Below are 24,681 nucleotides of genomic sequence, written 5' to 3'. Positions count from 1 at the left end.
GCGGGCTCACTAAGCTCGGGGCCATGGTCGAATCCGCTCCGTCCACCGTGTACATCGCCTCCCCGGAAGGAGACACCGGGAAGTCGACGGTCGCGCTCGGCGTCCTGCAGATGCTGTGCGCTACCACGGCGCGAGTCGGGGTGTTCCGGCCGATCGCGCGCTCGACCACCGAACCCGACTACATCCTCGAACTGCTGCTCGAGCACAGCACCGCCGACCTGGACTACGCCCAGTCCATCGGCGTCACCTACGAACAGGTGCACGCCGACCCCGACGCCGCGATCAGCGAGATCGTCATGCGCTTCCACGAGGTCGCCGACGCCTGCGACGCGGTGGTGGTGATCGGCAGCGACTACACCGATGTCGCCAGCCCGAGCGAGCTGCGCTTCAACGCCAGGATCGCGGTGAACCTCGGCGCGCCGGTGCTGCTGGTGGTGCGCGGCTCCGGCCGCACCCCGGTGGAGGTCAAGCAGCTGGTCGAACTGTGCATGAGCGAGTTGCACGCCGAGCACGCCGCCGCCGTCGCGGTGATCGCCAACCGTTGCGATCCCGACCAGCTCGACGAAGTGTGTTCGGTCCTCGGCGCGTTCGACGTCCCGTCCTGGGCGCTCCCGGAGGTGCCGTTGCTGATCGCGCCGACGATGGCCGAGCTGTGCGAGGCGGTGGGCGGCGAGATGTACAGCGGCGACCCGGAACTGTTGCAGCGCGAGGCGCTGAAGATCATGGTCGGTGGCATGACCGCCGAGCACATTCTGGAGCGGCTGGTCGACGGCGTGGTCGTGATCGCACCGGGCGACCGGTCCGACGTGCTGCTCAGCGTGGTGAACGCCCATGAGGCCGAGGGCTTCCCGTCGCTGTCGGGCATCATCATGAACGGCGGGATGCGCCCGCACCCCGCGGTCGCCCGGCTGATGGCCGGTCTCAAGCCCCGGCTGCCGATCCTCACCACCGACCTGGGCACCTACGACACCGCCAGCGCCGCCTACCGCACCAGGGGACGGATGTCGGCGGGCAACCCCCGCAAGGTCAACACCGCGCTGGCGCTGATGGAACAGCACGTCGACGCGCCGGAACTGCTGAGCCGCATCCGCGTTCGCCGCAGCGACGTGGTGACCCCGCAGATGTTCGAATACCAGCTCATCGAGCGGGCCAGGGCCGACCGCAAGCGCATCGTGCTGCCCGAGGGCGACGACGACCGCATCCTGCGCGCCGCGGGCCGGGTGCTCCAGCGCAAGATCGCCGACCTGGTCATCCTCGGCGACGAGACCGCGATCCGGGCGCGCGCCGCCGAACTCGGCGTCGACATCGCCGAGGCCGAGGTGCTCGATCCGCGCACCTCCGGGCACCTGGAGTCGTTCGCCGCCACCTACACCGAACTGCGCAAGCACAAGGGCATGACGCTGGAACGCGCGCGCGAAACCGTCGCCGACATCTCCTATTTCGGCACCATGATGGTGTACGAGGGCATCGCCGACGGCATGGTTTCCGGCGCCGCGCACACCACCGCCCACACCATCCGGCCCTCCTTCGAGATCATCAAGACCGTGCCGGGCGTGCAGACGGTCTCCAGTGTGTTCCTCATGTGCCTGGCCGACCGGGTACTCGCCTACGGCGACTGTGCCGTGGTGCCCGATCCCACCTCCGAGCAGCTCGCCGACATCGCCATCTCCTCCGCCCGCACCGCCCAGCGCTTCGGCATCGACCCGCGGGTGGCGATGCTGTCGTATTCGACCGGCGAGTCCGGCAGCGGCGCGGACGTGGAGAAGGTGCGGGTGGCCACCGATCTGGTGCGCGAGCGCGCGCCGGAATTGCTGGTGGAGGGTCCGATCCAGTACGACGCGGCGATCGAGCCCACCGTCGCCGACGCCAAACTGCCCGACTCCGAGGTCGCCGGGCGCGCCACCGTGTTCGTCTTCCCCGATCTCAACACCGGCAACAACACCTACAAGGCCGTGCAGCGCAGCGCGGGCGCCATCGCGATCGGCCCGGTGTTGCAGGGCCTGCGTAAGCCGGTCAACGATCTCTCCCGTGGCGCGCTGGTCGCCGACATCGTCAACACCGTGGCCATCACCGCCATCCAGGCGCAGGGCATCGCGGAACAGGAGGGCTGATGACCGCCGCATCCGAACACCTCGTCCTCGTGCTCAATTCGGGGTCGTCCTCGATCAAGTACCAGCTGGTCGACCCCGAGACGGGCGAGGTGTCCGCCGCCGGGCTGGTCGAGCGGATCGGTGAGGACGACAGCGCGATCGAGCATCGCTGCGGTGCGCGCACCATCGGTCACGAGGGCCGCATCCCCGACCACCGCGCGGGCCTCGAGCGGGTGTTCGAGATGTTCGCCGAGACCGGGTTCGACCTGGCGGGCGCCGGCCTGCGCGCGGTCGGGCACCGGGTGGTGCACGGCGGGGAGATGTTCCACGAGCCCACGCTGGTGACCGACGAGGTGGTCGCCGCCATCGCCGATTTCGCCGAACTCGCGCCGCTGCACAACCCCGCCAATGTCACCGGCATCGAGAACGCGCGTCGCCTGCTTCCGGGCGTCCCGCAGGTCGCGGTGTTCGACACCGCCTTCTTCCACGGCCTGCCCGACGCCGCCAAGACCTACGCCATCGACGCCAAGATCGCCGCGGAGTACGGCATCCGCCGCTACGGCTTCCACGGCATCTCGCACGAGTACGTGTCCGGCCGGGTCGCCGAGGTACTCGACCGCGACCCGGCGCGGCTGCGCCAGATCGTCTTCCACCTGGGCAACGGCGCCTCGGCGTCGGCCGTGCGCGGCGGCAGCCCGATCGACACCTCGATGGGCCTGACCCCGCTGGAGGGCCTGGTGATGGGCACCAGGGGCGGTGACCTCGATCCCGGCATCCTCGGGCACCTGGCCCGCGCGGCCGGCTTCGACGTCGACCGCATCGACAAGCTGCTCAACCGCGAGGCCGGCCTCAAAGGCATGGCGGGCGTCAACGACTTCCGGGAACTGCGCCGCCTGATCGACGAGGGCGACGCCGCGGCGAAGCTCGCCTACGACGTCTACGTGCACCGGCTGCGCCGCTACCTCGGCGCCTACCTGATCGCGCTCGGCGGCGTCGACGCCATCACCTTCACCGCCGGTGTCGGGGAGAACAGCGCCGACGTGCGCGCCGACGCCCTGGCCGGACTGGAGAACTTCGGCATCGCCGTCGATCCCGCCCGCAACACCGCGAAAGACCGCGGCGCCAAGGTCATTTCGCCGCCGGCGGCCCCGGTGACGGTGTTGGTGGTGCCGACCAACGAGGAGCTGGCCATCGCCCGCGCGGCCGACCGCCTGGTCGCCGCGGGCTGAGGCGGGCCCGCCCGGCGGATCAGAACCAGGTCTTCGCCCGGATGGAGTTGGCCAGGTCGACCAGCGCGTAGCGATGGTCGCGCCCCGGGGCGGCGCGGGCCAGGGCGCGCAGGCCCGCCTCGGTGCCCGCGCGCAGGTCCCGTTCGGTGAACGGGGCGCCGAAGAACGTGGCGTCGGCGCGTTCGGGTTCGTGGCCCGCGCCGAGCCAGGCCAGCGCGGCGCCGAGCACCAGCACGCGCAGCTGGAGCGCCCTGGCCTCCCCGGCCGGCAGGGTCTGCACCCGGGCCGCGGCGACATGCAGGGTCGACTCGGGCAGTTCGTCGATCGGCGCCGCGGTGAGCAGCAACCACACGGCGGTGAGGCGGGCCGTGGTGTAGGCGCGGGAGGCGGCGGGCACCTCGTCGAGGGCGCGCACGGCCGCGTCCACCCGGCCCGCGGCGGCCAGTTGCCGCGCCAGGCCGAACGCCGCGCTCACCACCGCACGGTCGGTGCGCCAGACGGTTTCGTAGTACTTCTCCGCGTAACTGCGCCACTGCTCCGGATCGGCCGTCTCCCAGTGCTGCAGGACCAGTTCGGCGGTGGCGGCGAGGGCGAGCTTGGGCGCGATCTCGCCGGGCAGTACCCGCAGCACGTCCTCGAACGCGGCGAAGGCCGACTCGTAGTGCTGCTCGCGCAGTTCGGCGAGCCCGGTGTACCAGTGCACCCGCCAGTCACCGGCGCCGAGCCGGGCCAGCAGCCGCAGCGCGGCGGCGGCATCGCCCATGTCCAGCCGGATGCGGACCTCGGCCAGCGTCAGCTCGACGCCCAGGGTGTCCGGGGCGGTGTCCGGGTCGGCCTCGGCGCGGGCGCGGGCCTCGCCCAGCGCGTCGAGCGCCCGGGCCGGATCGGGTTGCATGGCGGCGGCCAGCAGCGCCGCGGCGGGCTCGCCCGGATCGATCAACGGGATGGGCAGCGCGGCGGCCACGTCGGCCGCGGACAGGCGCGGATCCCGCCCGGCACCATCGGCGTAGGCGTCGGTCTGGCTGATCAGCTCCTCGGTGCCGAATCCGGCGCGCTGTGGACTGAACACTGTGGACAGCTGTGGATGTTCGGCGCCGGTGTCCAGCGCGAGGATTTCCCGCAGCACCCCGGCCAGCTGGGCCGACATCGCACGGGCGGACGGGAAGCGGCGGGCCGGATCGGGGTCGGTCGCGCACAGCAGCAGCCGGTGGAAGAACTCGTAGCGGCGCAGCACCTGGTGCTGGTCGGGATCGGGGATGCCGTCGCGGTAGCGGCCGTGCTCCATCGGCAGGTCGAGGGTGAGCACCGCCAGCGTGCGGCCGACGGTGTAGATGTCGGTGGCGACCGTGGGACCGGTGGTCGCGATCTCCGGCGCTTGGAAGCCCTTGGTGCCGTACAGGTTCCCGTACGCTTCCAGCGGAGTGACGGCACCCAGGTCGATGAGCTTCACCTGGTCCTCGGTGACCATGATGTTGTCCGGCTTGAGGTCGTTGTAGGCCAGCCCGATCGAATGCAGGTATTCCAGCGCGGGCAGGATCTCCAGCAGGTAGGCGATGGCCTCGGTGACCGGCATCCGCTGCGGCCGCCGGTAGTCGTCGAGCAGCGCGCGCAGCGACCGGCCGCCCACGTACTCCATCACGATGTAGCCGATCGGCACGCCGTCCCGGCCCGGGTGCTCGACGAAGTTGTGGATCTTGACGATGCTCGGGTGCGCGACCTCGGCCAGGAACTGCCGCTCGGCCACCGCGACCGCCTGCGCCTCCGCGTCACCGGCGTGCAGCAGACCCTTGAGCACCACCCAGCGGTCGCTAACGTTCCGGTCGATCGCCAGATAGATCCAGCCGAGCCCGCCGTGCGCCAGACAGCCCTGGATCTCGTACTGGCCGGCAACCATGTCACCGGCGTGCAGCGAGGGGCGGAAATCGTAGGGCGCGCCGCAGCGTTCGCAGAAACCGGTGGTGCTCGCCGCGTGCGCGGCCGTCGCGCGGCCGACCGGATTGGTGCAGCGCCCGCAGTAGCGCCTGCTCTCGGCGACGACCGGATCGGTGAGCACGGCCGCCAGCGGGTCGGCGGGCGGCACCGGCGGCACCGGCACCAGACCGCCGCCGAGCCTGCGCACCGTGGGCCGGGACCGGGACGTTCGCACGCTGCGGCCCGATGTCGTCCGGGCACCGCCGGAATCGGGGCGGTCCATCGCGCCCGTCGGCGCCACGGCCCGGGTGCCGGGGCCGTCGTCGTCCTCGAACGGGTGCGGGGTGTGCGAATCGTCCGCGGGGCTGGGCGTCCAGCCGGTCGCGGCCGGATCGATGGGCACGGCAGGCGGCTCGGGCGTATCGCGCGACGCGACGGGCCGGGCGGCGAGCGCGGTCACACCCGGGTCGAGTCCGGTCGGCGACGGTGGTGCGGCCGGTGCCGCGCCGAGTCGAGCGGCCGGTTCCGCGTGCACCGGTTCGGTCGGTGCGGCCGGATCCTCGGCGCGGTGTGGATCCTCGGCGTGGTGCGGTTCGACGGCGTGGTGCGGCTCGTCGGAGCGGTGTGGATCGATGGCGCGGTGTGAATCCTCGGAGCGGTGCGGTTCGTCGAGGCGGTGACGGCCGCCGGTGCCGGAGCGGTGCGGGACCGGGGGAGGCGCGGCGTCCGCGGGCTGGTCGGGTTCGGTCATCGCGGATCAGTCCTGATAGGTCGCGGCAGGCGGGGCGGGCGCGGGGCCGAGGACCGACAGCCACTGCCGGTACAGGCGGGTCCAGGTGCCGTCGGAGCGCAGGCGTTCCAGCGTGCGGTTGACGAAGCGCACCAGGTCGTCGGCCTCGCGCGGGATGCCGATGCCGTAGGGCTCGACGCTGATGCTCTCCCCGACCACCTCGGTGTAGGGGTCCTGCGCGGCCAGGCCGGCCAGGATCGCGTCGTCGGTGCTCACCGCGTCGACCTGGCGTTGTTGCAGCACCACCAGGCAGTCCGCCCAGCTGGGCACGGTCAGCACGGTCGCGGCGGGCTGCTCGCGGCGCACGTGCTCGAGCGAGGTGGTGCCGCGCACCACGCACACCCGCTTGCCCGCCAGGTCGGCCAGCCCGCGGATCCCGGAGTCCTTCATCGCCAACACCCGCTGGTCGGCCCGCAGGTACACCGTCGAGAACGCCACCTTGCGCCGTCGCTCGCAAGTGATCGTCATGGTCTTGGCGACCAGATCCACGGTGCGGTCCTGCAACGCCTGCTCGCGGTCGGCCGAACCCATGGACCGGAATTCGATCTGATCGGGACTGCCGAGCAGATCGCGGGCGATCTCGCGGGCGATGTCGGCGTCGAAGCCCACCACCGCCCCGGTGATGGGATCGCGGAAGCTGAACAGATTGCTGCCGGTGTCCAGACCGACCAGCAACCGGCCGCGACGGCGGATCGCGTCGAGGGTGGGCCCGGTGGTGGCGCCGGTCGGCCGCAGGCTGGCGGTGGGATCACCGCAGTCGGCCTCCGGCTGAGCGGGCAGTGGCGATTCCGGGGGCAGCACCGTCGCGCCCGCGGGCAACGGTGTCTCGGTGTAGGTGCCTGCCGGTGGCCGCGCGACCGGGGCCGGGCCGTCGGCGCAGCCGGTCAGCGCGGCCAGCGCGACCAGCAGGGCGGCGGGCAGGCCGCGCCGGGCTCTCATCGGTACTCCCGCAGTCGCGGCCAGATGCCCACGCCGACACAGCCGATCGCCACCATGCCGAGCACCAACGCGCCGGGAGCGAGGAAATCCAGCGCGCGGGCGGCACGCGAAATCTCGCCGCGCAGCGCGTTCCTGGTCTCGGCCAGCCCGCTGTCGAGGGCCCGGTCCAGCGCGGCGACGGCCGCGGCCGACTCCTGCGCGCCCGGCCCGGTGGCCACCACGGCGGCGCCGGTGTAGTCGCCGTTGGCCAGGGCCTCGTTCATCCGCTGGTGCGCGGCCCGCCAATGGTCCAGCGCGGCACGCGCTTCGGCGAGCCGGTCGGTCGCGGGCGCCTCGGCCGGGTAGCCGTCGAGCAGATCGGCGAGGCGCGCGATGCCCTCGTCGTACACGCGGTCGTAGTCCCCGGAAGCGTCCCGGCGCACCAGCTTCAACATCTCCGCAGACCGGGCCTGCTGGGTGAGGATGCGGCTCTCGGTGAGCCGCGAACCCGGCACCGCGCCCTCGTCGCGCCCGTCGATCATGGCCAGCGCCGAGATCGAGCCGGCGAGCACCGTCCAGGCCAGCAACACCAGCACCGCGGCCGAGGCCGACAGCAGACCGGCGTTCAGGGTGCGCCGCCAGCGCCGCGCCAGCATCGCCTGCACCCACACAAGCGCCGCCAAGGCCAGGAGCAACAGCCCGATCGCGGGCCACGGCGGACGCACATGGTGGCGTCCGGCGGCCTCGACCGCCGCGGCCCGATGGTCCTCGAGTTCCTCGGCCATCGGCAACAGGGTGGCCTGCATCTGGTGCGATGCCTCGCTGAGATAGGCCGCGCCGACCGGGTAGCCGCTGCGGTTGTTCGTCCGCGCGGTCTCGATCAGGCCGGTGTAGACGGGCAGACCGGTGGCGATGCCGGTGCGCAGTCGGGTGTCGGCATCGTGGCCGCCGGAACCGATCACCAGTTCCGCCGCCGCCTCGCCGACGGCCTGCGTGTAGCGGTCGCGCACGGCTTGCGGTTCCAGGCCGCCCGCGATGAAGGCGGTGCTCGCGGCGGCGTCGGCGATCGACAGCGACGTGTAGAGCCGGTGCGCGGAGTGGGCGTTCGGCTCGGTGTCGACGAGCAGGATGTCGAGCGCCTCCTGCCGCTCGCCCACCGTGGACGCGGTCACCACCGCGGCGGCCCCGCACAACAGCATCAACAGCAATCCGACCGCAATCAGCCAGCCGGGCGAGGAGGCGGCGAAGGCGCGCACATTGGCCGGGCTCAGCTGGTCGCGGACCACCACCGCCGACGCGCCCGCGAGCGGTTTGCGCGCCGGGTCGGCCGCGGCGCGATGCTCGCCCCCCGGCCGGCCGGGCGGCGCGGCGACCCGCCCTGATCCCGCCCGTGTCATGTCCCACCTCCGCGGTCCGCGCCTCACCTGTGCGCCTGCGTCGCAGTTTATTGTGGTCCTACCGATGCCGCGGTGCGTCGATCACCCCGGGGCGGGTGCGACGGGGGAACGCCGCCGCGGCGCAACGAGGATGGTTTGTGATGCGTGGTGACGGTGACGGGTGGTCGGAGGGCCCGGACGGGCTACGGCACTGGGGCAAGTACGGCGCTGCCGGGTTGTTGCTGCGGGCGCCGTTGGCGGGCGGCGGCTCGGCGGTGCTGTTGCAGCATCGGGCGCCGTGGAGCCACCAGGGCGGCACCTGGGCGCTGCCGGGTGGCGCCAAGGACAGCCACGAGTCCTCCGTGCACGCCGCCGTGCGCGAGGCGTGGGAGGAAGCGGGCATCGACCCCACCGCCGTGCGAGTGCGCGCCGAACGGGTGACCGCGTCGGCGTTGAGCGGCTGGACCTACACCACCGTCGTCGCCGACACCGACCAGACCCTGCGCACCAGCCGCGACCGGGAGAGCCTCGAACTGGCGTGGGTCCCCGAGGACGAGGTCACCGACCGCCCCCTGCACCCCGGCTTCGCCGCCGCCTGGCCCGCCCTGCGCGCCACCCCGGCTCGCGCCTGCCTGAGCGAGCTGGACGACGCCGACACCGTGGCCGCGGCCCTGCCCCGCACCGTCGACCTCGCCGACCAGGGCTTCCTCTGGTTGCACTCCGACCCCGACGGACCCGGCGGCTACGCCCGCATCGTCGCAGACACGGCCGACCCTGCCGACACCGCCGACACCGCCGAGTCCGGCGGTGCGCCGGAGGCGCAGACGGGCGCGCTGGTGCGCACGGTGTCGCTCACGGTGCGGCAGATCCTCGCCTGAGCACAGCGTGCCGCCGCCTCCGGCCGCCGACCTGCTCAGGAGGCGGCGAGCAGGGCTGATTTCAGCGCTCGCGCCGCCGCCTCGGGATCACGCGCCTCGGTGATCGCGCGCACCACCACGATCCGGTCCGCGCCGGCGGCCAGCAGTTCCGGCAGCCGTTCCAGGTCGATGCCGCCGATGGCGAACCACGGCCGCGTCGGGTGCGAATCGGCGGTGGAACGCACCAGGTCCAGGCCCGCGGCCTGCCTGCCGGGCTTGGTCGGCGTCGACCAGACCGGGCCGGTGCAGAAGTAATCGATGTGCTCATCGATGGCGGCGAGCCCGGCTTGGGCCCGGTTGTGGGTCGAACGGCCGATCACCACGTCGGGGCCGACGATGCGGCGCGCGTACCAGGGCGGCAGATCGCCCTGGCCGAGGTGCAGCACGTCGGCGCCCGCGGCCAGCGCGATGTCGGCGCGGTCGTTCACCGCGACCAGGCCGCCGTGGCGGCGCGCGACGGCCTTGAGTTCGGCCAGCGCGCCGAGCTCGGCCTTCGCCTCGAGCGGCCCGAACTTGGCCTCGCCGGGCGAGCCCTTGTCCCTGAGCTGAATGATGTCGACACCGCCCGCGAAGGCGGCTTCGGCGAACTTGGCCAGATCGCCCTTCTCCCGGCGCGCGTCGGTGCACAGATACAGCCGTGCCGTGGCGAGTCGGTCCCGGGGTGGCAGCGGTCGCTTCGGGTGGGAGGGATGCACGTCGTCGACGGTAGCCGCGCTACGGTGGGGAAGCGAGCAGAGGGGGACCCGAGCGCTATCCAGGAAGGTGGCAGACATGCGGACTCTGGCCGTCGTCGGCGGCGGCGCCATCGGTTTCGCGGTGGCCTGGCGGGCCGCCGAAGCGGGATGGCGGGTCACGCTGTTCGACGCCGCCGCCGGGTCCGGCGCCTCCCGGGTCGCGGGTGGCATGCTCGCGCCGCTGTCGGAGGGCTGGCCGGGGGAGGACCGGGTCCTCGAGTTCGGCGCCGCCTCGCTGGCGCGCTGGCCCGATTTCGCCGCTCGGCTGCGCAGCGCCACCGGCATCGATGTCTTCGTCGCCGACGCGACCCTGACCGTCGCGCTCGACGCCGCCGACGCGGCCGACCTGCGCACCGTCGCCGACTGGGTCGGCGAACGCGGCCACGACCTGCGCGTGCTGGATCGGGCGGGCGTCCGCGCGATCGAACCCGCCCTCGCCCGGACCGTGCGCGCGGGGATGCTCTCCGCCGAACCCGCCATCGACAATCGGCAGCTGTTCCGGGCACTGCACGCCGCGGCCACGGCGGCCGGGGTGGACGTGCGCGCCGAGTCCGTCACCGACCTGACGGCCCTGTCCTTCGACCAGGTGGTGCTGGCCGCGGGCGCCGCGTCCGCCGGGTTGTGGCCGGGCCTGCCGGTGCGGCCTGTGAAGGGCGAGATCCTGCGCCTGCGGCACCGGCCGGGCGCGGCGCCCGCACCCCGCCGGGTGGTGCGTGCCCGGGTGCACGGCCGCCCGGTCTACCTGGTGCCGCGCGCGGACGGCATCGTCGTCGGCGCCACCCAGTACGAAGCCGGGTTCGACACCACCGTCACCGTCGGCGGTGTCCGTGATCTGATTGCCGACGCCGAGGCGGTGCTGCCCGGCATCGGTGAATACGAGCTGGCCGAGGCGAGCGCGGGCTCCCGCCCCGGCACCCCGGACAACCTGCCTCTCATCGGCAGGCTGTCCGAGCGGGTCGTGGCCGCCACCGGCCACGGCCGCAACGGCATGCTGGCCGTGCCGCTCACCGTCGACGCGACGATGGCCGCGCTCGGTGACGCGCCGCTGCCCGAGGCCGCGGCCGCCGACCCGCACCGCTTCACCCCGGCGCCCGCCCCGGCGTCGCTGTCCGCGTCAGGAGGAATTCGATGACCGCACCATCCATCCCCATCGGTGTCACGGTGAACGGCGAGGACCACGAGTTCGCCGAGCCGCTCACCGTGCGGGAACTGCTGGACCGGCTCGCGCTGCCCTGCCAGGGCGTCGCGGTGGCCGTGGACGGCGCGGTGTTCCCGAAGTCGCGCTGGGACGAACAGGTCGGGCGCGGCTGGTCCATCGAGGTGCTGACGGCGGTCCAAGGTGGCTGAGCATCCCGACCTGCCGCCGCTGCGCATCGCCGACCGGGAGTTCGGTTCCCGTCTCATCATGGGCACCGGCGGTGCCGAGAACCTGGCCGTGCTGGAGGAGGCCCTGGTCGCCTCCGGCACCGAACTCACCACGGTCGCCATGCGCCGCGTCGACGCCGCGGGCGGCACGGGCGTGCTCGACCTGCTGAAACGGCTCGAGATCACCCCGTTGCCGAACACCGCGGGCTGCCGGACCGCCGCCGAGGCCGTGTTGACCGCGCAGCTGGCCGCCGAAGCGCTCGACACCACCTGGGTCAAGCTCGAGGTCGTCGCCGACGAACGCACCCTGCTGCCGGACCCGATCGAATTGCTCAGCGCCGCAGAGCAATTGGTCGACGCCGGCTTCACCGTGCTGCCCTACACCAACGACGACCCGGTGCTGGCCCGGCGGCTGGAGGACGCGGGCTGCGCGGCGGTGATGCCGCTGGGCGCCCCCATCGGCACCGGCCTCGGCATCGGCAACCCGCACAACATCGAGATGATCGTCGCCGCCGCGGGCGTGCCGGTGATCCTCGACGCGGGCATCGGCACCGCGAGCGATGCCGCGCTGGCGATGGAACTCGGCTGCTCGGCGGTGCTGCTGGCCACCGCCGTGACCCGGGCCAAGCGCCCGCCGCTGATGGCGGCGGCGATGGCCGACGCCGTACGGGCGGGTCTGCTCGCCCGCGAGGCGGGCCGCATCCCCAAGCGGTTCTGGGCTCAGGCGTCCTCCCCGCAGCGGTAAGGGCCGCAGCGGTAGGGGCAGGCCCCCCGGGGCACTGGGGGATCGGGTCATTCTCGAGGATGACCGAATTCCACCCCAGGTGGGGACGCGCGCGAGCCCGTCGTAGGGAATGCTGGACAGCATGATCGAAGTGAGGGGTCTGACCAAACACTACGGCCGGACCGCCGCCGTCGAGGATCTCACCTTCACCGTGAAACCGGGACAGGTGACTGGCTTCCTCGGGCCGAACGGCGCGGGCAAGTCCACGACGATGCGGATGATCCTGGGGCTGGACACCCCGACGGCGGGCACCGCGCTCATCGACGGCAAGCCGTATCACCAGCTGAAACAGCCGCTGCGCACGGTCGGCGCGCTGTTGGACGCCAAGTGGGTGCATCCGAACCGGTCGGCGCGCGCCCACCTGGAGTGGCTGGCCGCCTCCAACGGCATCGCGAAATCGCGGGTCGAGGAGGTCCTGCGGCTGGTCGGCTTGTCGGAGGTGGCGGGCAAGAACGCGGGCGGCTACTCGCTGGGCATGTCCCAGCGGCTGGGCCTGGCCGGCGCGCTGCTCGGCGATCCGAAGGTGCTGCTGTTCGACGAGCCGGTCAACGGCCTCGACCCGGAGGGCATCCTGTGGATCCGCCGGTTCATGCAGCGGCTGGCCTCCGAGGGCCGCACCGTGCTGGTGTCGAGCCACCTGCTCTCGGAGATGGCCCAGACCGCCGAGCACCTGATCGTGATCGGGCGCGGCAAGCTCATCGCCGACACCCCCACCAAGGAGTTCATCGAACGCGCCTCCGAGCAGACCGTGCGGGTGCGCAGCCCGCAACTGGACCAGCTGCGCAGCCTGCTCACCTCCAACGGCATGACCGTGCGTGAGGACGGCACGGGCGCCGAGGGGCCCGCGCTGCTCGTCGCGGGGGTGACCAGCGACGCCGTCGGCAAGCTCGCCGGCGCCAACGACATCACCCTGTTCGAACTCTCGCCGCAGCGGGCCTCGCTGGAGGAGGCGTTCATGCGGATGACCGGCGGCGCCGTGCAGTACCACGGCGAGGGCGCCGAGGCGGTGGGTGTGCCCGGACCGGGTGGCCCGTACACAGCGATGGGAGGTGCGCTCTGATGGGCGTGTTGGCCGCGGAACGGATCAAACTGACCTCGACCAGGTCGCCTTGGTGGTGCACGGCGTTGACGGTCGTGTTCGCCCTCGGCATCACGGCGTTGTTCGCCCTGCTGCTGAACGTCTCCATGAGCGCCTACCGGGAGGACCCGTCGCTCGGTCCCGAGCCGCCGTACGCCGAGAACGCGATGGCGGGCCTCGGCATCACCGGCGTCGCCTTCATTCCCGGCTTCGGCTACATCCTGATCATGATCCTGGCGGCGCTCGCGGTCACCAGCGAATACCGCTTCGGGACCATGAAAGCCACCTTCCTCGCCGTGCCCAACCGCACGTCGGTGCTGGTCACCAAGGCGGCGATGATCGCGGTGGGCGCGGCCGTGCTCAGCGCGGTGCTCACCCTGCTGAGCTTCTTCATCCTGCAGGTGATCACCACCGACGACGTGGGCGCCAAGCTGAGCCTCAGCGAGGGTGACACCAAGATCTTCTACGCCGTCCCGATCTTCGTCGCCCTGGTGGTCTTCCTGGCCGTGGGTGTCGGGGCGCTGGTGCGCCAGTCGGCGGGTGCCATCTCGCTGCTGATCGTCTGGCCCGTGCTGATCGAGCCGATCATCGGCGCGTTCGGCAAGTACGGACGTAATATTCAAGTGTTCCTGCCGTTCCAGAACGCGAACCGCTTTCTCGGCCTCGACGACAACAGCCTGCCGTGGCACTGGGGAGCCTGGCCCGCGCTGCTGTACTTCGCGGCGTTCGTCGCGATCGTGTTCGCCGCGGCGCTGGTCGTGGTGAACAAGCGGGACGCGTGATGAAGCCACCCGAGTAGCGCCCTCGCCGCTCGGGTTCCGCGGTGACGACCTTGTCGGGAGGTACGCACCGCGCAGGCACGATCCGTCACTGCCCGGCGGTCGTGCCCCCACCGGCCCGGTGTGTGAAGGCAATTCGCCTTCCACGCCGGGCCGTCGGCATTGTCGGTGGGATACGCTTCGGTGCGTGAGCGAGACACCCGGGGACGGTGCCGAGCCTCGGCGGGGGCCCGAGACCGAGGATGCCGCGCCCGCCCAGGACGGCCGCCCACCCAAGCCGCCGCGGCGCGAACGCCTGGCCGCGCTCGTCACCGACACCAACCGGCGCCCCGAGCTCATCGACGCACTGCGCTCGGTGCGCCGCAAACTCCCCGGTGACCCCTCCTTCGGCGATCCGCTCTCGGTCTCCGGCCCCGGCGGTGCCCGTGCGGTGGCGCGGGCGGCGGAGAAACTGGTCGGCGACTCGCCGACGGCGGCGCGGGAACTCGGCCTCGGCGCCCTTCAGGTGTGGCAGGCCGTGCTCGAGCGGGTCGGCCGCGGTCGCGGTGACACCGAGGTGACGGTGATGTTCACCGATCTGGTCGCGTTCTCCAGCTGGTCGCTCACCGCCGGCGACGAGGTGACGCTGCGCCTGCTACGCGCGGTCGCCACGGCCATCGAACCGCCCGTCGCCGAGCATCGCGGCAGCGTCGTCAAGCGGATGGGCGACGGCATGATGGCCGTGTTCGCCACCGCCGACGACGCCGTGCGCGCCGCCGTCACCGCCAAGGACAACCTGCGCGGCGTCGAGATCGAGGGCTACCGGCCGCGCATGCGGGTGGGCCTGCACACCGGCATGCCCCGCGAGATCGGCGGCGACTGGCTCGGCGTCGACGTCAATGTCGCCGCCCGCGTCATGGCCGCGGGCGGCAACGGCCACACCATGCTCTCCGACGCCACGCTGCGCGCCCTGCACCCCGACACCCTCACCGCCCTGGGCCGCACCACCAAGCCCTACCGCCGCAGTCTCTTCGCCGCCCCCCTCAACGGCGTCCCGGACGACCTGCGGATCTACCGCCTCACCCGGGTGTCGTCGCGAGCGTGAGCGTCAGGCCAGTAGTTCTTCGGCCCGGCCGACCTCCAGCGCGCGGCGCAGCCATTTCTGGAGCTGGTCGAGGTCTCGGCAGGAGAGAATGGTCTCGCGGACCTGATCGGACACGGTGATGCCGCGGGCGTCGAGAACAGTCAGGACCGACTTCGCCTCGCCGATCGCTTCGCCCTGCGCTTCGCCCTCGGCGAAGTACTTGCGCGCGAAGTCGCTGGTGAAGTTGTAGTCACGCAGACCGGCGGACATGAATGCCTCCCAAGCAGGACGAACCGCGCGCGGCAGCATCGTCAGGATGAAGTCATGGTATCGCAGGGCCGGGTCGGCTCCGAGTGTTCGAAGACCGATCGCCAAAGCGCGCCAGATTTCGGTGTGGTCGGGGTGGTCCGGATGGGCCACCGCCGACAGCACGGCCAGTTCCGGAAGTTCGGCCGCCAGATCGGGATCGGTGACCACCGGCACCGATGAGGGATCGAGCACCAGGGGTGCCAGGGTTGTCGGCGGGTTGCGGTAGCCGAAGTGCAAGGGTTGTGCCGCCCACGTGGCGGTACGGGGATCGGGACAGACGACAAGGAGCAGTACCGGACACCTCAGCCGCGCTCGCAGCGACGCGGTGTAGACCGGCCAGGACCAGAGCTTGTCACCATCGCGGCGGAGCTGGATCTCCACCACCACCGCGAGGACGGTGTCACCTCCCCGCCGGAACGCCAGCACCGCATCGGCGTAGTACTCGGTGGGCGCCAGTACAGCGGCACGTTCGGAGCGAGGTTCCACCGTTTCGTAGCACGGTAGTTGGCAGCCGAGCGCGGACAACAGCGGCGCGACCAGATCCGGTCGCGCGTTGAACATGTCGATCACCACTTCATGCGGAGCCGAAGGCATGCGCGCACAGTAATCGTCGGCGCCGACAGGTATTACGTACCAAACGATTTCGTAGTCAGGAGTCCTACTCGGTGTTCACTGGCCATGGGGACTGCCCGCGACTTCGCGGCAACTGCCCGTGCCGTTGCCTGTCTACCGGACGACCTGCGAATCCATCCCTCGCCCGGGTGACGCCGCCGCGTTGACAATCAGGCCAGCAGTTCCTCGGCCCGACTGACCTCCAGCGCGCGGCGCAGCCATTTCTCGAGCTGGTCGAGGTCTCGGCAGGAAAGGATGGTCTCGGCGAAGTACTTACTATTGCGCCGCAATCGGTTTCGCGGGGCGCGAGCCGGTGGGCAGCGCCTCACACTCCCATCTCGTCGAACAGGTCGGCGTTTCGGTCGAGGTGCTCCGGTGTGGCTCGATGGGCCGTGAGTCCCACGGTGTCGAACTCGTCGGCGCCACCCCCCATTGCGTGCCCACGCCGACATGGTAGTCGGTGTGGATCACCGCGAACGACGGCGCGGGCGAGCCGGACAGCTCCGCGGCGGGCAGGCGCACCACCCCTTCGCGGGGGAACAGGCCGGGAGCCTCCCGGGGCAAGCTCCAGCCATTCCGTCGCGCCGCGCCTGCCAGTAGGCGGTGTAGTGGTGCGTCAGGTGGAACAGCGCCAGCTCGGCGGTGAGGGGACCGGCTCGCCACCCCAGGCCGCGGCGGCGGAGGCGTCGTGGGGTCCGCGCAGGATCAGTGCGGTGATGGCGTGCGGCACCGTGTCAGGACAGCCCCCACGCCAGAGCGCCCGCGGCGGCGAGGACACCGCAGACACCCAGGCCGATGGCCAGCGGCCGCGCGGTCTTCCAGGTGGAGTAGGCGCCGCCGAGAAGGAAGCCGGACAGCGCGAGCAGGACGATCATCGTGACGTCGGTGGACATTGGTCCGATTCTGCCGTGTCGGCGGTCGCGGGGGTGCACCATAGCGGGTGATATGCCCCGAACCAGCGCCGAAGCGACCCGGTATCAGCGACCTGACCTGCTCGAACAAGTAACAAGCACGCGAGCTTGATTTTTTTCCGGCTGGGTGTGATGCTGGGGCGGACGCGAACTCCACCGACAGGGAGGCCCGGCTGATGGGTAGGTTGGCCGCCGATCCGGAAGTGATCAGGATCGGCAACTGTTCCGGGTTCTACGGTGATCGGCTCGCCGCGATGCGCGAGATGCTCGAGGGCGGCGACCTCGACGTCCTCACCGGCGACTATCTGGCCGAGCTGACGATGCTCATCCTCGGCCGGGACCGGATGAAGGACCCGAGCCTCGGCTACGCCAAGACCTTCGTCAAGCAGATCGAGGACTGTCTCGGCCTCGCGCTGGACAAGGGCGTGCAGATCGTCGCGAACGCGGGTGGGCTGAACCCGGCGGGCCTGGCCGAACGGCTGCGCAAGGTCGCCGCCGACCTGGGCCTGAACGCGCAGATCGCGCACGTCGAGGGCGACGACCTGCTGGCCCGCGCGGGCGAGCTCGGCTTGGGCTCCCCGCTCACCGCCAATGCCTACCTGGGCGCGTGGGGCATCGTGGAATGCCTGAACGCCGGGGCCGACGTGGTGGTCACCGGCCGGGTCACCGACGCCTCGGTGATCGTCGGGCCCGCCGCCGCGCATTTCGGCTGGGGCCGAACCGATTACGACGCCCTCGCCGGTGCGGTGGTGGCCGGGCACATCATCGAATGCGGCACCCAGGCCACCGGCGGCAACTACGCCTTTTTCACCGAACTGCCCGACCTGGGCAGGCCGGGCTTCCCCATCGCGGAGATCCGCCGCGACGGGAGCAGTGTCATCACCAAGCACGCGGGCACCGGCGGCGCGGTCACCGTGGACACGGTCGAGGCCCAGCTGATGTACGAGATCCAGGGCGCGCGCTACGCCGGACCCGACGTCACCGCCCGGCTCGACAGCATCCGCCTGACCCAGGAGGGGCCGGACCGGGTGCTGGTCGACGGTGTCGTCGGCGAGGCGCCGCCGCCACAGTTGAAGGTCTCGCTGAACACGCTCGGCGGATTCCGCAACGAGATGAGCTTCATCCTCACCGGCCTCGACATCGAGGCCAAAGCCGCACTCGCGCAACGCCAACTGGAAGACTGGCTGCCGGTGCGGCCCGCCGAACTGGAATGGACGCTGGCCCGCCTGGACCGCCCCGACGCCGACACCGAGGAGCAGGCCAGCGCGCTGCTGCGCTGCGTGGTGCGCGACCCCGATCCGAACAAGGTCGGCCGCGCCTTCTCCAGCGTCGCGGTGGAACTGGCGCTGGCCAGCTACCCCGGGTGCAGTTTCACCGCACCGCCCGGCAACGGTTCCCCCTACGGGGTCTACACCGCGGGGTACGTCGAGGCCGGACAGGTGCCGCACGTCGCGGTCCTGCCGGACGGCGCCCGCGTCGACGTCGCGCAGGCCACCGACACCCGGGCGCTCGCCGACGTACCGGAACCGGCACTGCCGCAACCGCTCCCGGTCGGCGAGACCCGCCGCGTGCCGCTGGGCACGATCGCGCTGGCCCGCAGCGGCGACAAGGGCGGGGACGCCAACATCGGCGTCTGGGTGCGCACCGAGGACCAGTGGCGCTGGCTGGTGCACACCCTCACCGTCGACCGGCTGAAAGCACTGCTGCCCGAGACCGCGCAGCTCACCGTCACCCGGCACGTCCTGCCGAACCTGCGCGCGGTGAACTTCCTCGCCACCGGCCTGCTCGGCAAGGGCGTGGCCTACCAGGCCCGCTTCGATCCGCAGGCCAAGGGACTCGGCGAATGGCTGCGGTCCCGTCACCTCGATATCCCCGTGGAGCTGCTGTCATGAATGTCGGTCCGTGGAACACTCCCGAACGCCGCGAATTGCGCGCCACCGTGCGCGGATTCGTCGAGCGGGAGGTGCTGCCCTACCTCGACGACTGGGAACGCGAGGGCGAGATCCCGCGCGAGCTGCACAAGAAGGCGGGTGCGCTGGGACTGCTCGGTATCCAGTTCCCCGAGTCGGCCGGCGGCGCCGGGGGTGACGCGCTGGATTCGGTGATCGTCTGCGAGGAGATGCACCAGGCGGGTGCCTCGGGTGGGCTGTTCGCCTCGCTGTTCACCTGCGGTATCGCGGTGCCGCACGTCATCGCCTCCGGCAACACCGATCTCATCGAGCGGTTCGCCGAGCCCACGCTCGCGGGCGAGAAGATCGGTTCGCTGGCCATCACCGAGCCCGGCGGCGGCTCCGACGTCGGCCACCTCACCACCACCGCGCGCCGCGACGGTGACCACTACATCGTCAACGGCGCCAAGACCTACATCACCTCCGGGTGCCGCGCCGACTTCGTGGTCACCGCGGTCCGCACCGGCGGGCCGGGCTCGGCGGGTATCTCGCTGCTGGTGGTGGAGAAGGACACGCCGGGTTTCACCGTGAGCCGCAAGCTCGACAAGATGGGCTGGCGGGCCTCCGACACCGCCGAACTGTCGTATGTGGACGTGCGGGTTCCGGTGGAAAACCTGGTGGGGCCGGAGAATTCGGGCTTCTACCAGATCGCGGCCGCGTTCGTCAGTGAGCGGGTCGGGCTGGCCGTGCAGGCCTACGCCCAAGCGCAGCGCTGCCTGGACCTCACCCTGGAGTGGGTGCGCAACCGCGAAACCTTCGGCCGTCCGCTCATCAGCAGGCAGGCCGTGCAGAACACGGTGACCGAGATGGCGCGGCGCATCGATGTCGCCCGCGTCTACACCCGCGAGGTCGCCCGGCGCAGCGCCGAGGGCGAGACCGATCTGATCGCCGAGGTCTGCTTCGCCAAGAACACCGCCGTGGAGGCCGCCGAATGGGTGGCCCACCAAGCCGTCCAGCTCTTCGGCGGTCTGGGCTACATGCGTGAATCCGAGGTGGAGCGCCAGTACCGCGACATCCGCATCCTCGGTATCGGCGGCGGCACCACCGAGATCCTGACCGGCCTGGCGGCCAAGCGATTGGGGTATCAGTCATGACGATCCTGCGCAGCACCCTCGACAGCGCGGCACCGGAATACACCGCCGCCGCCGAGGCGATGACCACCAAACTCACCGAGATCGAAGCCGAATTCGCCAAGGCGGTCGCCGGTGGCGGCCCCGAGAAGCTGGCCAGGCATCGCAAGCGCGGCAAGCTCACCGCCCGCGAACGCATCGAACTGCTCATCGACGAGGACTCGCCGTTCCTGGAGCTGTGCCCGCTGGCCGCCTGGGGCAGCGAATTCCACGTCGGTGCCAGCGTGATCGCCGGGATCGGCATCGTCGAGGGCGTGGAGTGCATGATCGTCGCGCCCGACCCGACGGTGCGCGGCGGCACCTCCAACCCGTGGACGTTGCGCAAGAACCTGCGCATGAACGACATCGCCATGGAGAACCGGCTGCCGGTGATCGGGCTGGTCGAATCCGGCGGCGCGGACCTGCCCACCCAGAAGGAGGTCTTCGTCCCCGGCGGGCGGATGTTCCGCGACCTCACCAAGCTCTCCGCGATGGGCATTCCCACCATCGCGCTGGTGTTCGGCAATTCCACCGCGGGCGGCGCCTACATCCCCGGCATGTCCGACTACACGGTGATGATCAAGGAGCGCTCCAAGGTGTTCCTCGGCGGCCCGCCGCTGGTGAAGATGGCCACCGGGGAGGAATCCGACGACGAATCCCTCGGCGGCGCCGAGATGCATGCCCGCACCTCGGGCCTGGCCGACTATCTGGCCGCCGACGAGCAGGACGCGATCCGCATCGGCCGCTCCATCGTCAAACGGCTGAACTGGCGCAAGCAGGGCCCGGCGCCGCGCGGTCCGGTGCTCGAGCCGCGCTACGACCCCGAGGAACTGCTCGGCATCGTGCCCGCCGACCTGAAGATCCCGTTCGACCCGCGCGAGGTGATCGCGCGCGTGGTCGACGACTCCGACTTCGACGAGTTCAAGCCGCTCTACGGCAGCAGCCTGGTCACCGGCTGGGCGCAGCTGCACGGCTACCCGGTGGGCATCCTCGCCAACGCGCGCGGCGTGCTGTTCTCCGAGGAGGCACAGAAGGCCGCGCAGTTCATCCAGCTCGCCAACCAGTCCGACACGCCACTGCTGTTCCTGCACAACACCACCGGCTACATGGTCGGCAAGGAGTTCGAGCAGAAGGGCATCATCAAGCACGGCGCGATGATGATCAACGCGGTGTCGAACTCGAAGGTGCCGCACATCTCGCTGCTAATGGGCGCCTCCTACGGCGCGGGCCACTACGGCATGTGCGGCCGCGCCTACGATCCGCGCTTCGTCTTCGCCTGGCCCAGCGCGAAATCCGCGGTCATGGGTGGTGCGCAGCTGGCCGGTGTGATCTCGATCGTCGGCCGGGCCGCCGCCGAGGCGCGCGGCAAGCCGTTCGACGAGGAGGCCGACGCGGGGATGCGCGCGATGATCGAGGCGCAGATCGAGGCCGAGTCGCTGCCGATGTTCATGTCCGGCAGGCTCTACGACGACGGCGTGATCGATCCCCGCGATACCCGCACGGTGTTGGGCATGGCGCTCTCGGCCATCCACAACGCCCCGATCAAGGGCGCCGAGGGCTTCGGCGTCTTCCGGATGTGAGGCACGCGATGACGATTTCCACTGTGCTGGTCGCGAATCGAGGCGAGATCGCCCGGCGGGTGTTCGCCACCTGCCGCCGGATGGGACTGGGCACCGTCGCGGTGTACTCCGACGCCGATGCCGCCGCACCCCATGTGCGCGAGGCCGACGCGGCGGTCCGGCTGCCGGGCAACGCCCCGGCCGAGACCTATCTGCGCGGGGAGCTGATCATCGAGGCGGCACTCGCCGCGGGCGCCGACGCGGTGCACCCCGGCTACGGCTTCCTCTCCGAGAACGCCGAGTTCGCCCGCGCTGTGCTGGACGCGGGACTGGTGTGGGTCGGGCCGCCGGTCGCCGCGATCGAGGAGATGGGCTCGAAGGTCGCCTCGAAGAAGCTGATGGACGCCGCGGGTGTGCCGGTGCTGGCCGAACTCGATCCGGCCGAGGTCACCGAGGCGCATCTGCCGGTGTTGATCAAGGCCTCCGCGGGCGGCGGTGGCCGCGGCATGCGGGTGGTGCGCGAGCTGGCCGATCTCGAACCGCAGATCGCCGCCGCCCGCCGGGAAGCCGAATCCGCCTTCGGCGACCCGACCGTGTTCTGCGAGCGCTACCTCGAGACCGGCCGCCACATCGAGGTGCAGGTGCTCGCCGACACGCACGGCACCATCTGGGCCGTCGGCGAGCGGGAATGCTCCATCCAGCGGCGGCACCAGAAGGTCGTCGAGGAGGCGCCCTCGCCGCTGGTCGAACGCATCGACGGCATGCGGGAGCGGCTGTTCGACGCCGCCCGGCTGGCCGCGGGCGCGATCTCCTACACCGGCGCGGGCACCGTGGAATTCCTGGCCGACGACGCGGGCGAGTTCTACTTCCTGGAGATGAACACCCGGCTGCAGGTGGAACATCCGGTCACCGAGTGCACCACCGGGTTGGACCTGGTGCGGCTGCAACTCGAGATCGCCGCGGGCGCGGCCCTGCCCGCCCGGGCGCCCGCGCTGCGCGGACATTCGATCGAGGTGCGCCTCTACGCCGAGGACCCGGCCCACGAGTGGCAGCCGCAGAGCGGCACCGTGCACCGCCTCGACATTCCATTGGTGCGCACCGAATTCGATCTGCTCGACCGGGCCGGCGTGCGGCTGGACACCGGTGTGGTGGACGGTTCGGTGGTCGGCGTGCACTACGACCCGATGCTGTCGAAGGTGATCTCCTACGCCGAGACCCGCGCCGAGGCCGCCCGCCTGCTGGCCTCGGCGTTGCAGCGGGCCCGCATCCACGGTCTGGTCACCAACCGGGACCTGCTGGTCCGGGTGCTGCGCCACCCGGCCTTCCTCGCCGGTGACACCGACACGGCATTCTTCGCCACCCACGGCCTGGACACCCTGTCGGCGCCGCTGGTGAGCGCGGCCGACGAGCGGCTGTCCATCGTGGCCGCGGCCCTCGCCGACGCCGCCGCCAACCGGGCCGCCGCCCGGGTCGGCGGCGGGTTGCCCAGCGGCTGGCGCAACCTGCCCTCGCAGTCGCAGCGCAAGTCCTACGAGAGCCGGGTCAGCGGCGTGCACGACGTCGACTACCGGTTCACCCGTTCCGGCGTGCTGGTCGACGGGCACGACGGACTCGAACTGGTCGAGGCCGGCCCCGAGCGGGTCGTGCTGGCGGTGCCGGGCGAGCGCGGCCCGGTGCGGCGGGTGTTCGACGTCGCCCGCTACGGCGATCTGGTGTGCGTGGACTCGCCGCTGGGTCCGGTGAGCGTGCGCAGGCTGCCGCGCTTCAGCGATCCGGCCGACCAGGTGGCCACCGGCTCGCTGCTCGCCCCGATGCCGGGCAGCGTCATCCGGCTCGGCGCCGCCGTCGGTGACCGCGTGGACGCGGGTCAGCCGGTGCTGTGGCTGGAGGCGATGAAGATGGAGCACACCATCGCCGCGCCCGCCGCCGGTGTGCTCAGCGCGGTGAACGTCGCGGTCGGCCAGCAGGTCGACATCGGCACGGTATTGGCCGTCGTGGAACCCGCGGCCGACGACACAGAGAAGGACTGAGCCATGAGCTTCATCGAGAGCGACGAGCGCAAGCAGCTGCGGGCCGCGGTGGCCGCGCTGGCCGCCAAGTACACCTATCGCGACTACGTGCTGCCCAAGGCCCGCAAGAACGAGCCCCTCACCGAGTTGTGGGACGAGGCAGGGAAATTGGGCTTCCTCGGGGTGAACCTGCCCGAGGAGTACGGCGGCGGCGGTGCGGGCATGTACGAGCTGGCACTGGTGATGGAGGAACTGTCCGCCCAAGGCGCGGGCCTGCTGCTCATGGTGGTCTCCCCGGCCATCTGCGGCACCATCATCAGCCGCTACGGCACCGACGAGCAGAAGCAGCAGTGGCTGCCCAAGCTCTCCGACGGCTCGGCCAAGATGGTCTTCGGCATCACCGAACCCGACGCCGGGTCCAACTCCCACCAGATCACCACCACCGCCCGCCGTGACGGCGACGACTGGCTGCTGACCGGCCGCAAGATCTTCATCTCCGGCGTGGACCAGGCCGAGGCGGTGCTGATCGTCGCGCGCACCGAGGACCACAAGACCGGCAAGCTCAAGCCCGCCCTGTTCATCGTGCCCACCGACGCCCCCGGCTTCACCAAGGTGGCGCAGGAGATGGACATCATCGAGCCCGACCACCAGTTCAGCCTGTTCCTCGACGACGTGCGCCTGCCCTCCAGCGCACTGGTCGGCCGGGAGGACGCCGCGCTGATGCAGCTGTTCGCCGGGCTGAATCCCGAGCGGATCATGGGTGCGGCGATGGCCGTCGGCGTGGCCCGCTACGCCATCGACCGTGCCGTCGAATACGCCAAGGAGCGCACGGTGTGGAAGACGCCGATCGGTGCGCACCAAGGCATTTCGCATCCGTTGGCGCAGGTGAAGATCGAGCTGGAGATGGCCAAGCTGATGATGCAGAAGGCCGCCACCCTCTACGACGCGGGCGACGAGATGGGCGCGGCGGAAGCCGCCAACATGGCCAAGTACGCCGCCGCCGAGGTCAGCATCAAGGCGCTCGACCAGGCCATCCAGACCCACGGCGGCGCGGGCCTGACCGCCGACTACGGGCTGGCCGCGATGCTCGGCGCCGCCCGCATCGCGCGGATCGCGCCGGTGAGCCGGGAGATGGTGCTGAACTTCGTGTCCCAGCACTCGCTCGGCCTGCCCAAGTCGTACTGATCCG

General features: G+C 71.4%; 20 protein-coding genes. 14 read left to right on the top strand and 6 right to left on the bottom strand.

Features of this window, described 5'->3' with window-relative positions; genetic code table 11:
* The first annotated feature begins 23 nt into the window (after positions 1-23).
* On the top strand, positions 24-2,111 hold the full coding sequence (gene pta / locus CRM89_RS20585; RefSeq protein ID WP_060594092.1) for a phosphate acetyltransferase: 2,088 nt from the start codon (positions 24-26) through the stop codon (positions 2,109-2,111).
* Entirely contained in the window at positions 2,111-3,319 is a 1,209-nt protein-coding gene (locus tag CRM89_RS20580; protein WP_098085673.1) for an acetate kinase, read from the top strand. Before pta ends, CRM89_RS20580 begins: the two co-directional genes overlap by 1 nt.
* 19 nt (positions 3,320-3,338) lie before the next feature.
* Here the strand turns inward: CRM89_RS20580 and CRM89_RS20575 are convergent, their stop codons facing one another.
* Genes CRM89_RS20575 through CRM89_RS20565 form a run of 3 tightly spaced genes read right to left on the bottom strand, consistent with a single transcriptional unit; the run spans position 3,339 to position 8,335 of the window.
* Positions 3,339-5,981 carry a serine/threonine-protein kinase gene (locus tag CRM89_RS20575; protein WP_228821799.1) on the bottom strand — a complete coding sequence of 881 codons (2,643 nt, stop codon included), beginning with the start codon at positions 5,979-5,981 and terminating at the stop codon, positions 3,339-3,341.
* Positions 5,982-5,987: 6 nt separating this feature from the next.
* A complete protein-coding gene (locus CRM89_RS20570; RefSeq protein ID WP_098085671.1) occupies positions 5,988-6,959 on the bottom strand; it encodes a glutamate ABC transporter substrate-binding protein in 972 nt (323 codons plus the stop codon).
* The gene (locus CRM89_RS20565; RefSeq protein ID WP_062954223.1) at positions 6,956-8,335 is read right to left on the bottom strand and encodes a hypothetical protein; all 1,380 of its coding nucleotides are present in this window, start codon (positions 8,333-8,335) and stop codon (positions 6,956-6,958) included. The genes CRM89_RS20570 and CRM89_RS20565 overlap by 4 nt, the downstream gene beginning before the upstream one ends.
* Positions 8,336-8,475: 140 nt before the next feature.
* Here CRM89_RS20565 and CRM89_RS20560 point away from each other — a divergent pair, with 140 nt between their 5' ends.
* Positions 8,476-9,192 (top strand): NUDIX hydrolase, encoded by a 717-nt coding sequence (locus CRM89_RS20560; protein WP_086844105.1) that lies wholly within the window; start codon positions 8,476-8,478, stop codon positions 9,190-9,192.
* A gap of 35 nt (positions 9,193-9,227) precedes the next feature.
* Here the strand turns inward: CRM89_RS20560 and thiE are convergent, their stop codons facing one another.
* A complete protein-coding gene (gene thiE, locus CRM89_RS20555) occupies positions 9,228-9,926 on the bottom strand; it encodes a thiamine phosphate synthase (RefSeq protein ID WP_011211874.1) in 699 nt (232 codons plus the stop codon).
* A 76-nt stretch (positions 9,927-10,002) separates the two neighbouring features.
* Between thiE and thiO the strand changes: the two genes are divergently transcribed.
* The 6 genes from thiO to CRM89_RS20525 all read left to right on the top strand — a co-directional run bounded on the left by thiO (position 10,003) and on the right by CRM89_RS20525 (position 15,055).
* Positions 10,003-11,097 (top strand): glycine oxidase ThiO, encoded by a 1,095-nt coding sequence (gene thiO / locus CRM89_RS20550; RefSeq protein ID WP_098085669.1) that lies wholly within the window; start codon positions 10,003-10,005, stop codon positions 11,095-11,097.
* The gene (gene thiS / locus CRM89_RS20545; RefSeq protein WP_011211872.1) at positions 11,094-11,312 is read left to right on the top strand and encodes a sulfur carrier protein ThiS; all 219 of its coding nucleotides are present in this window, start codon (positions 11,094-11,096) and stop codon (positions 11,310-11,312) included. Before thiO ends, thiS begins: the two co-directional genes overlap by 4 nt.
* Positions 11,305-12,075, top strand: coding sequence for a thiazole synthase (locus CRM89_RS20540; RefSeq protein ID WP_011211871.1), 771 nt, complete (start codon positions 11,305-11,307; stop codon positions 12,073-12,075). Before thiS ends, CRM89_RS20540 begins: the two co-directional genes overlap by 8 nt.
* A gap of 121 nt (positions 12,076-12,196) precedes the next feature.
* A complete protein-coding gene (locus CRM89_RS20535) occupies positions 12,197-13,174 on the top strand; it encodes an ABC transporter ATP-binding protein (protein WP_086844133.1) in 978 nt (325 codons plus the stop codon).
* Positions 13,174-13,974: an ABC transporter permease gene (locus CRM89_RS20530; RefSeq protein ID WP_011211869.1), complete on the top strand. Its 801-nt coding sequence runs from the start codon at positions 13,174-13,176 to the stop codon at positions 13,972-13,974. The genes CRM89_RS20535 and CRM89_RS20530 overlap by 1 nt, the downstream gene beginning before the upstream one ends.
* A gap of 184 nt (positions 13,975-14,158) precedes the next feature.
* Positions 14,159-15,055 carry an adenylate/guanylate cyclase domain-containing protein gene (locus CRM89_RS20525; protein ID WP_172964550.1) on the top strand — a complete coding sequence of 299 codons (897 nt, stop codon included), beginning with the start codon at positions 14,159-14,161 and terminating at the stop codon, positions 15,053-15,055.
* 3 nt (positions 15,056-15,058) lie between these two features.
* Here the strand turns inward: CRM89_RS20525 and CRM89_RS20520 are convergent, their stop codons facing one another.
* Positions 15,059-15,937 (bottom strand): hypothetical protein, encoded by an 879-nt coding sequence (locus CRM89_RS20520; protein ID WP_086844114.1) that lies wholly within the window; start codon positions 15,935-15,937, stop codon positions 15,059-15,061.
* A 752-nt stretch (positions 15,938-16,689) separates the two neighbouring features.
* Entirely contained in the window at positions 16,690-16,848 is a 159-nt protein-coding gene (locus tag CRM89_RS31075; protein WP_167547539.1) for a hypothetical protein, read from the bottom strand.
* A gap of 194 nt (positions 16,849-17,042) precedes the next feature.
* Here CRM89_RS31075 and CRM89_RS20515 point away from each other — a divergent pair, with 194 nt between their 5' ends.
* From CRM89_RS20515 to CRM89_RS20495, 5 genes are read left to right on the top strand one after another with little or no spacing between them, the layout of a single operon-like run.
* Positions 17,043-18,758 (top strand): acyclic terpene utilization AtuA family protein, encoded by a 1,716-nt coding sequence (locus CRM89_RS20515; RefSeq protein WP_098085666.1) that lies wholly within the window; start codon positions 17,043-17,045, stop codon positions 18,756-18,758.
* Positions 18,755-19,909 (top strand): acyl-CoA dehydrogenase family protein, encoded by a 1,155-nt coding sequence (locus CRM89_RS20510; protein ID WP_098085663.1) that lies wholly within the window; start codon positions 18,755-18,757, stop codon positions 19,907-19,909. Before CRM89_RS20515 ends, CRM89_RS20510 begins: the two co-directional genes overlap by 4 nt.
* Positions 19,906-21,504, top strand: coding sequence for an acyl-CoA carboxylase subunit beta (locus tag CRM89_RS20505; protein WP_011211864.1), 1,599 nt, complete (start codon positions 19,906-19,908; stop codon positions 21,502-21,504). The genes CRM89_RS20510 and CRM89_RS20505 overlap by 4 nt, the downstream gene beginning before the upstream one ends.
* An 8-nt stretch (positions 21,505-21,512) precedes the next feature.
* Positions 21,513-23,513, top strand: coding sequence for a biotin carboxylase N-terminal domain-containing protein (locus CRM89_RS20500; protein WP_098085661.1), 2,001 nt, complete (start codon positions 21,513-21,515; stop codon positions 23,511-23,513).
* A gap of 3 nt (positions 23,514-23,516) precedes the next feature.
* Positions 23,517-24,677: an acyl-CoA dehydrogenase family protein gene (locus CRM89_RS20495; RefSeq protein ID WP_011211862.1), complete on the top strand. Its 1,161-nt coding sequence runs from the start codon at positions 23,517-23,519 to the stop codon at positions 24,675-24,677.
* The last annotated feature ends 4 nt before the right edge of the window (positions 24,678-24,681 follow it).

Origin of the sequence: Nocardia sp. FDAARGOS_372 (assembly GCF_002554515.1) — a bacterium.
GTDB lineage: Bacteria > Actinomycetota > Actinomycetes > Mycobacteriales > Mycobacteriaceae > Nocardia > Nocardia farcinica.
This window is presented reverse-complemented; position numbering and strand designations above follow the sequence as displayed.

What these genes read in the sequence shown, in the direction of transcription:
- pta (WP_060594092.1), top strand. Translation starts at nt 24, where the DNA reads ATGGTCGAATCCGCTCCGTCCACCGTGTACATCGCCTCCCCGGAAGGA.
- CRM89_RS20580 (WP_098085673.1), top strand. Translation starts at nt 2,111, where the DNA reads ATGACCGCCGCATCCGAACACCTCGTCCTCGTGCTCAATTCGGGGTCG.
- CRM89_RS20575 (WP_228821799.1), bottom strand. Translation starts at nt 5,981, where the DNA reads ATGACCGAACCCGACCAGCCCGCGGACGCCGCGCCTCCCCCGGTCCCG.
- CRM89_RS20570 (WP_098085671.1), bottom strand. Translation starts at nt 6,959, where the DNA reads ATGAGAGCCCGGCGCGGCCTGCCCGCCGCCCTGCTGGTCGCGCTGGCC.
- CRM89_RS20565 (WP_062954223.1), bottom strand. Translation starts at nt 8,335, where the DNA reads ATGACACGGGCGGGATCAGGGCGGGTCGCCGCGCCGCCCGGCCGGCCG.
- CRM89_RS20560 (WP_086844105.1), top strand. Translation starts at nt 8,476, where the DNA reads ATGCGTGGTGACGGTGACGGGTGGTCGGAGGGCCCGGACGGGCTACGG.
- thiO (WP_098085669.1), top strand. Translation starts at nt 10,003, where the DNA reads ATGCGGACTCTGGCCGTCGTCGGCGGCGGCGCCATCGGTTTCGCGGTG.
- thiS (WP_011211872.1), top strand. Translation starts at nt 11,094, where the DNA reads ATGACCGCACCATCCATCCCCATCGGTGTCACGGTGAACGGCGAGGAC.
- CRM89_RS20535 (WP_086844133.1), top strand. Translation starts at nt 12,197, where the DNA reads ATGATCGAAGTGAGGGGTCTGACCAAACACTACGGCCGGACCGCCGCC.
- CRM89_RS20530 (WP_011211869.1), top strand. Translation starts at nt 13,174, where the DNA reads ATGGGCGTGTTGGCCGCGGAACGGATCAAACTGACCTCGACCAGGTCG.
- CRM89_RS20520 (WP_086844114.1), bottom strand. Translation starts at nt 15,937, where the DNA reads ATGCCTTCGGCTCCGCATGAAGTGGTGATCGACATGTTCAACGCGCGA.
- CRM89_RS31075 (WP_167547539.1), bottom strand. Translation starts at nt 16,848, where the DNA reads ATGTCCACCGACGTCACGATGATCGTCCTGCTCGCGCTGTCCGGCTTC.
- CRM89_RS20515 (WP_098085666.1), top strand. Translation starts at nt 17,043, where the DNA reads ATGGGTAGGTTGGCCGCCGATCCGGAAGTGATCAGGATCGGCAACTGT.
- CRM89_RS20510 (WP_098085663.1), top strand. Translation starts at nt 18,755, where the DNA reads ATGAATGTCGGTCCGTGGAACACTCCCGAACGCCGCGAATTGCGCGCC.
- CRM89_RS20505 (WP_011211864.1), top strand. Translation starts at nt 19,906, where the DNA reads ATGACGATCCTGCGCAGCACCCTCGACAGCGCGGCACCGGAATACACC.
- CRM89_RS20500 (WP_098085661.1), top strand. Translation starts at nt 21,513, where the DNA reads ATGACGATTTCCACTGTGCTGGTCGCGAATCGAGGCGAGATCGCCCGG.
- CRM89_RS20495 (WP_011211862.1), top strand. Translation starts at nt 23,517, where the DNA reads ATGAGCTTCATCGAGAGCGACGAGCGCAAGCAGCTGCGGGCCGCGGTG.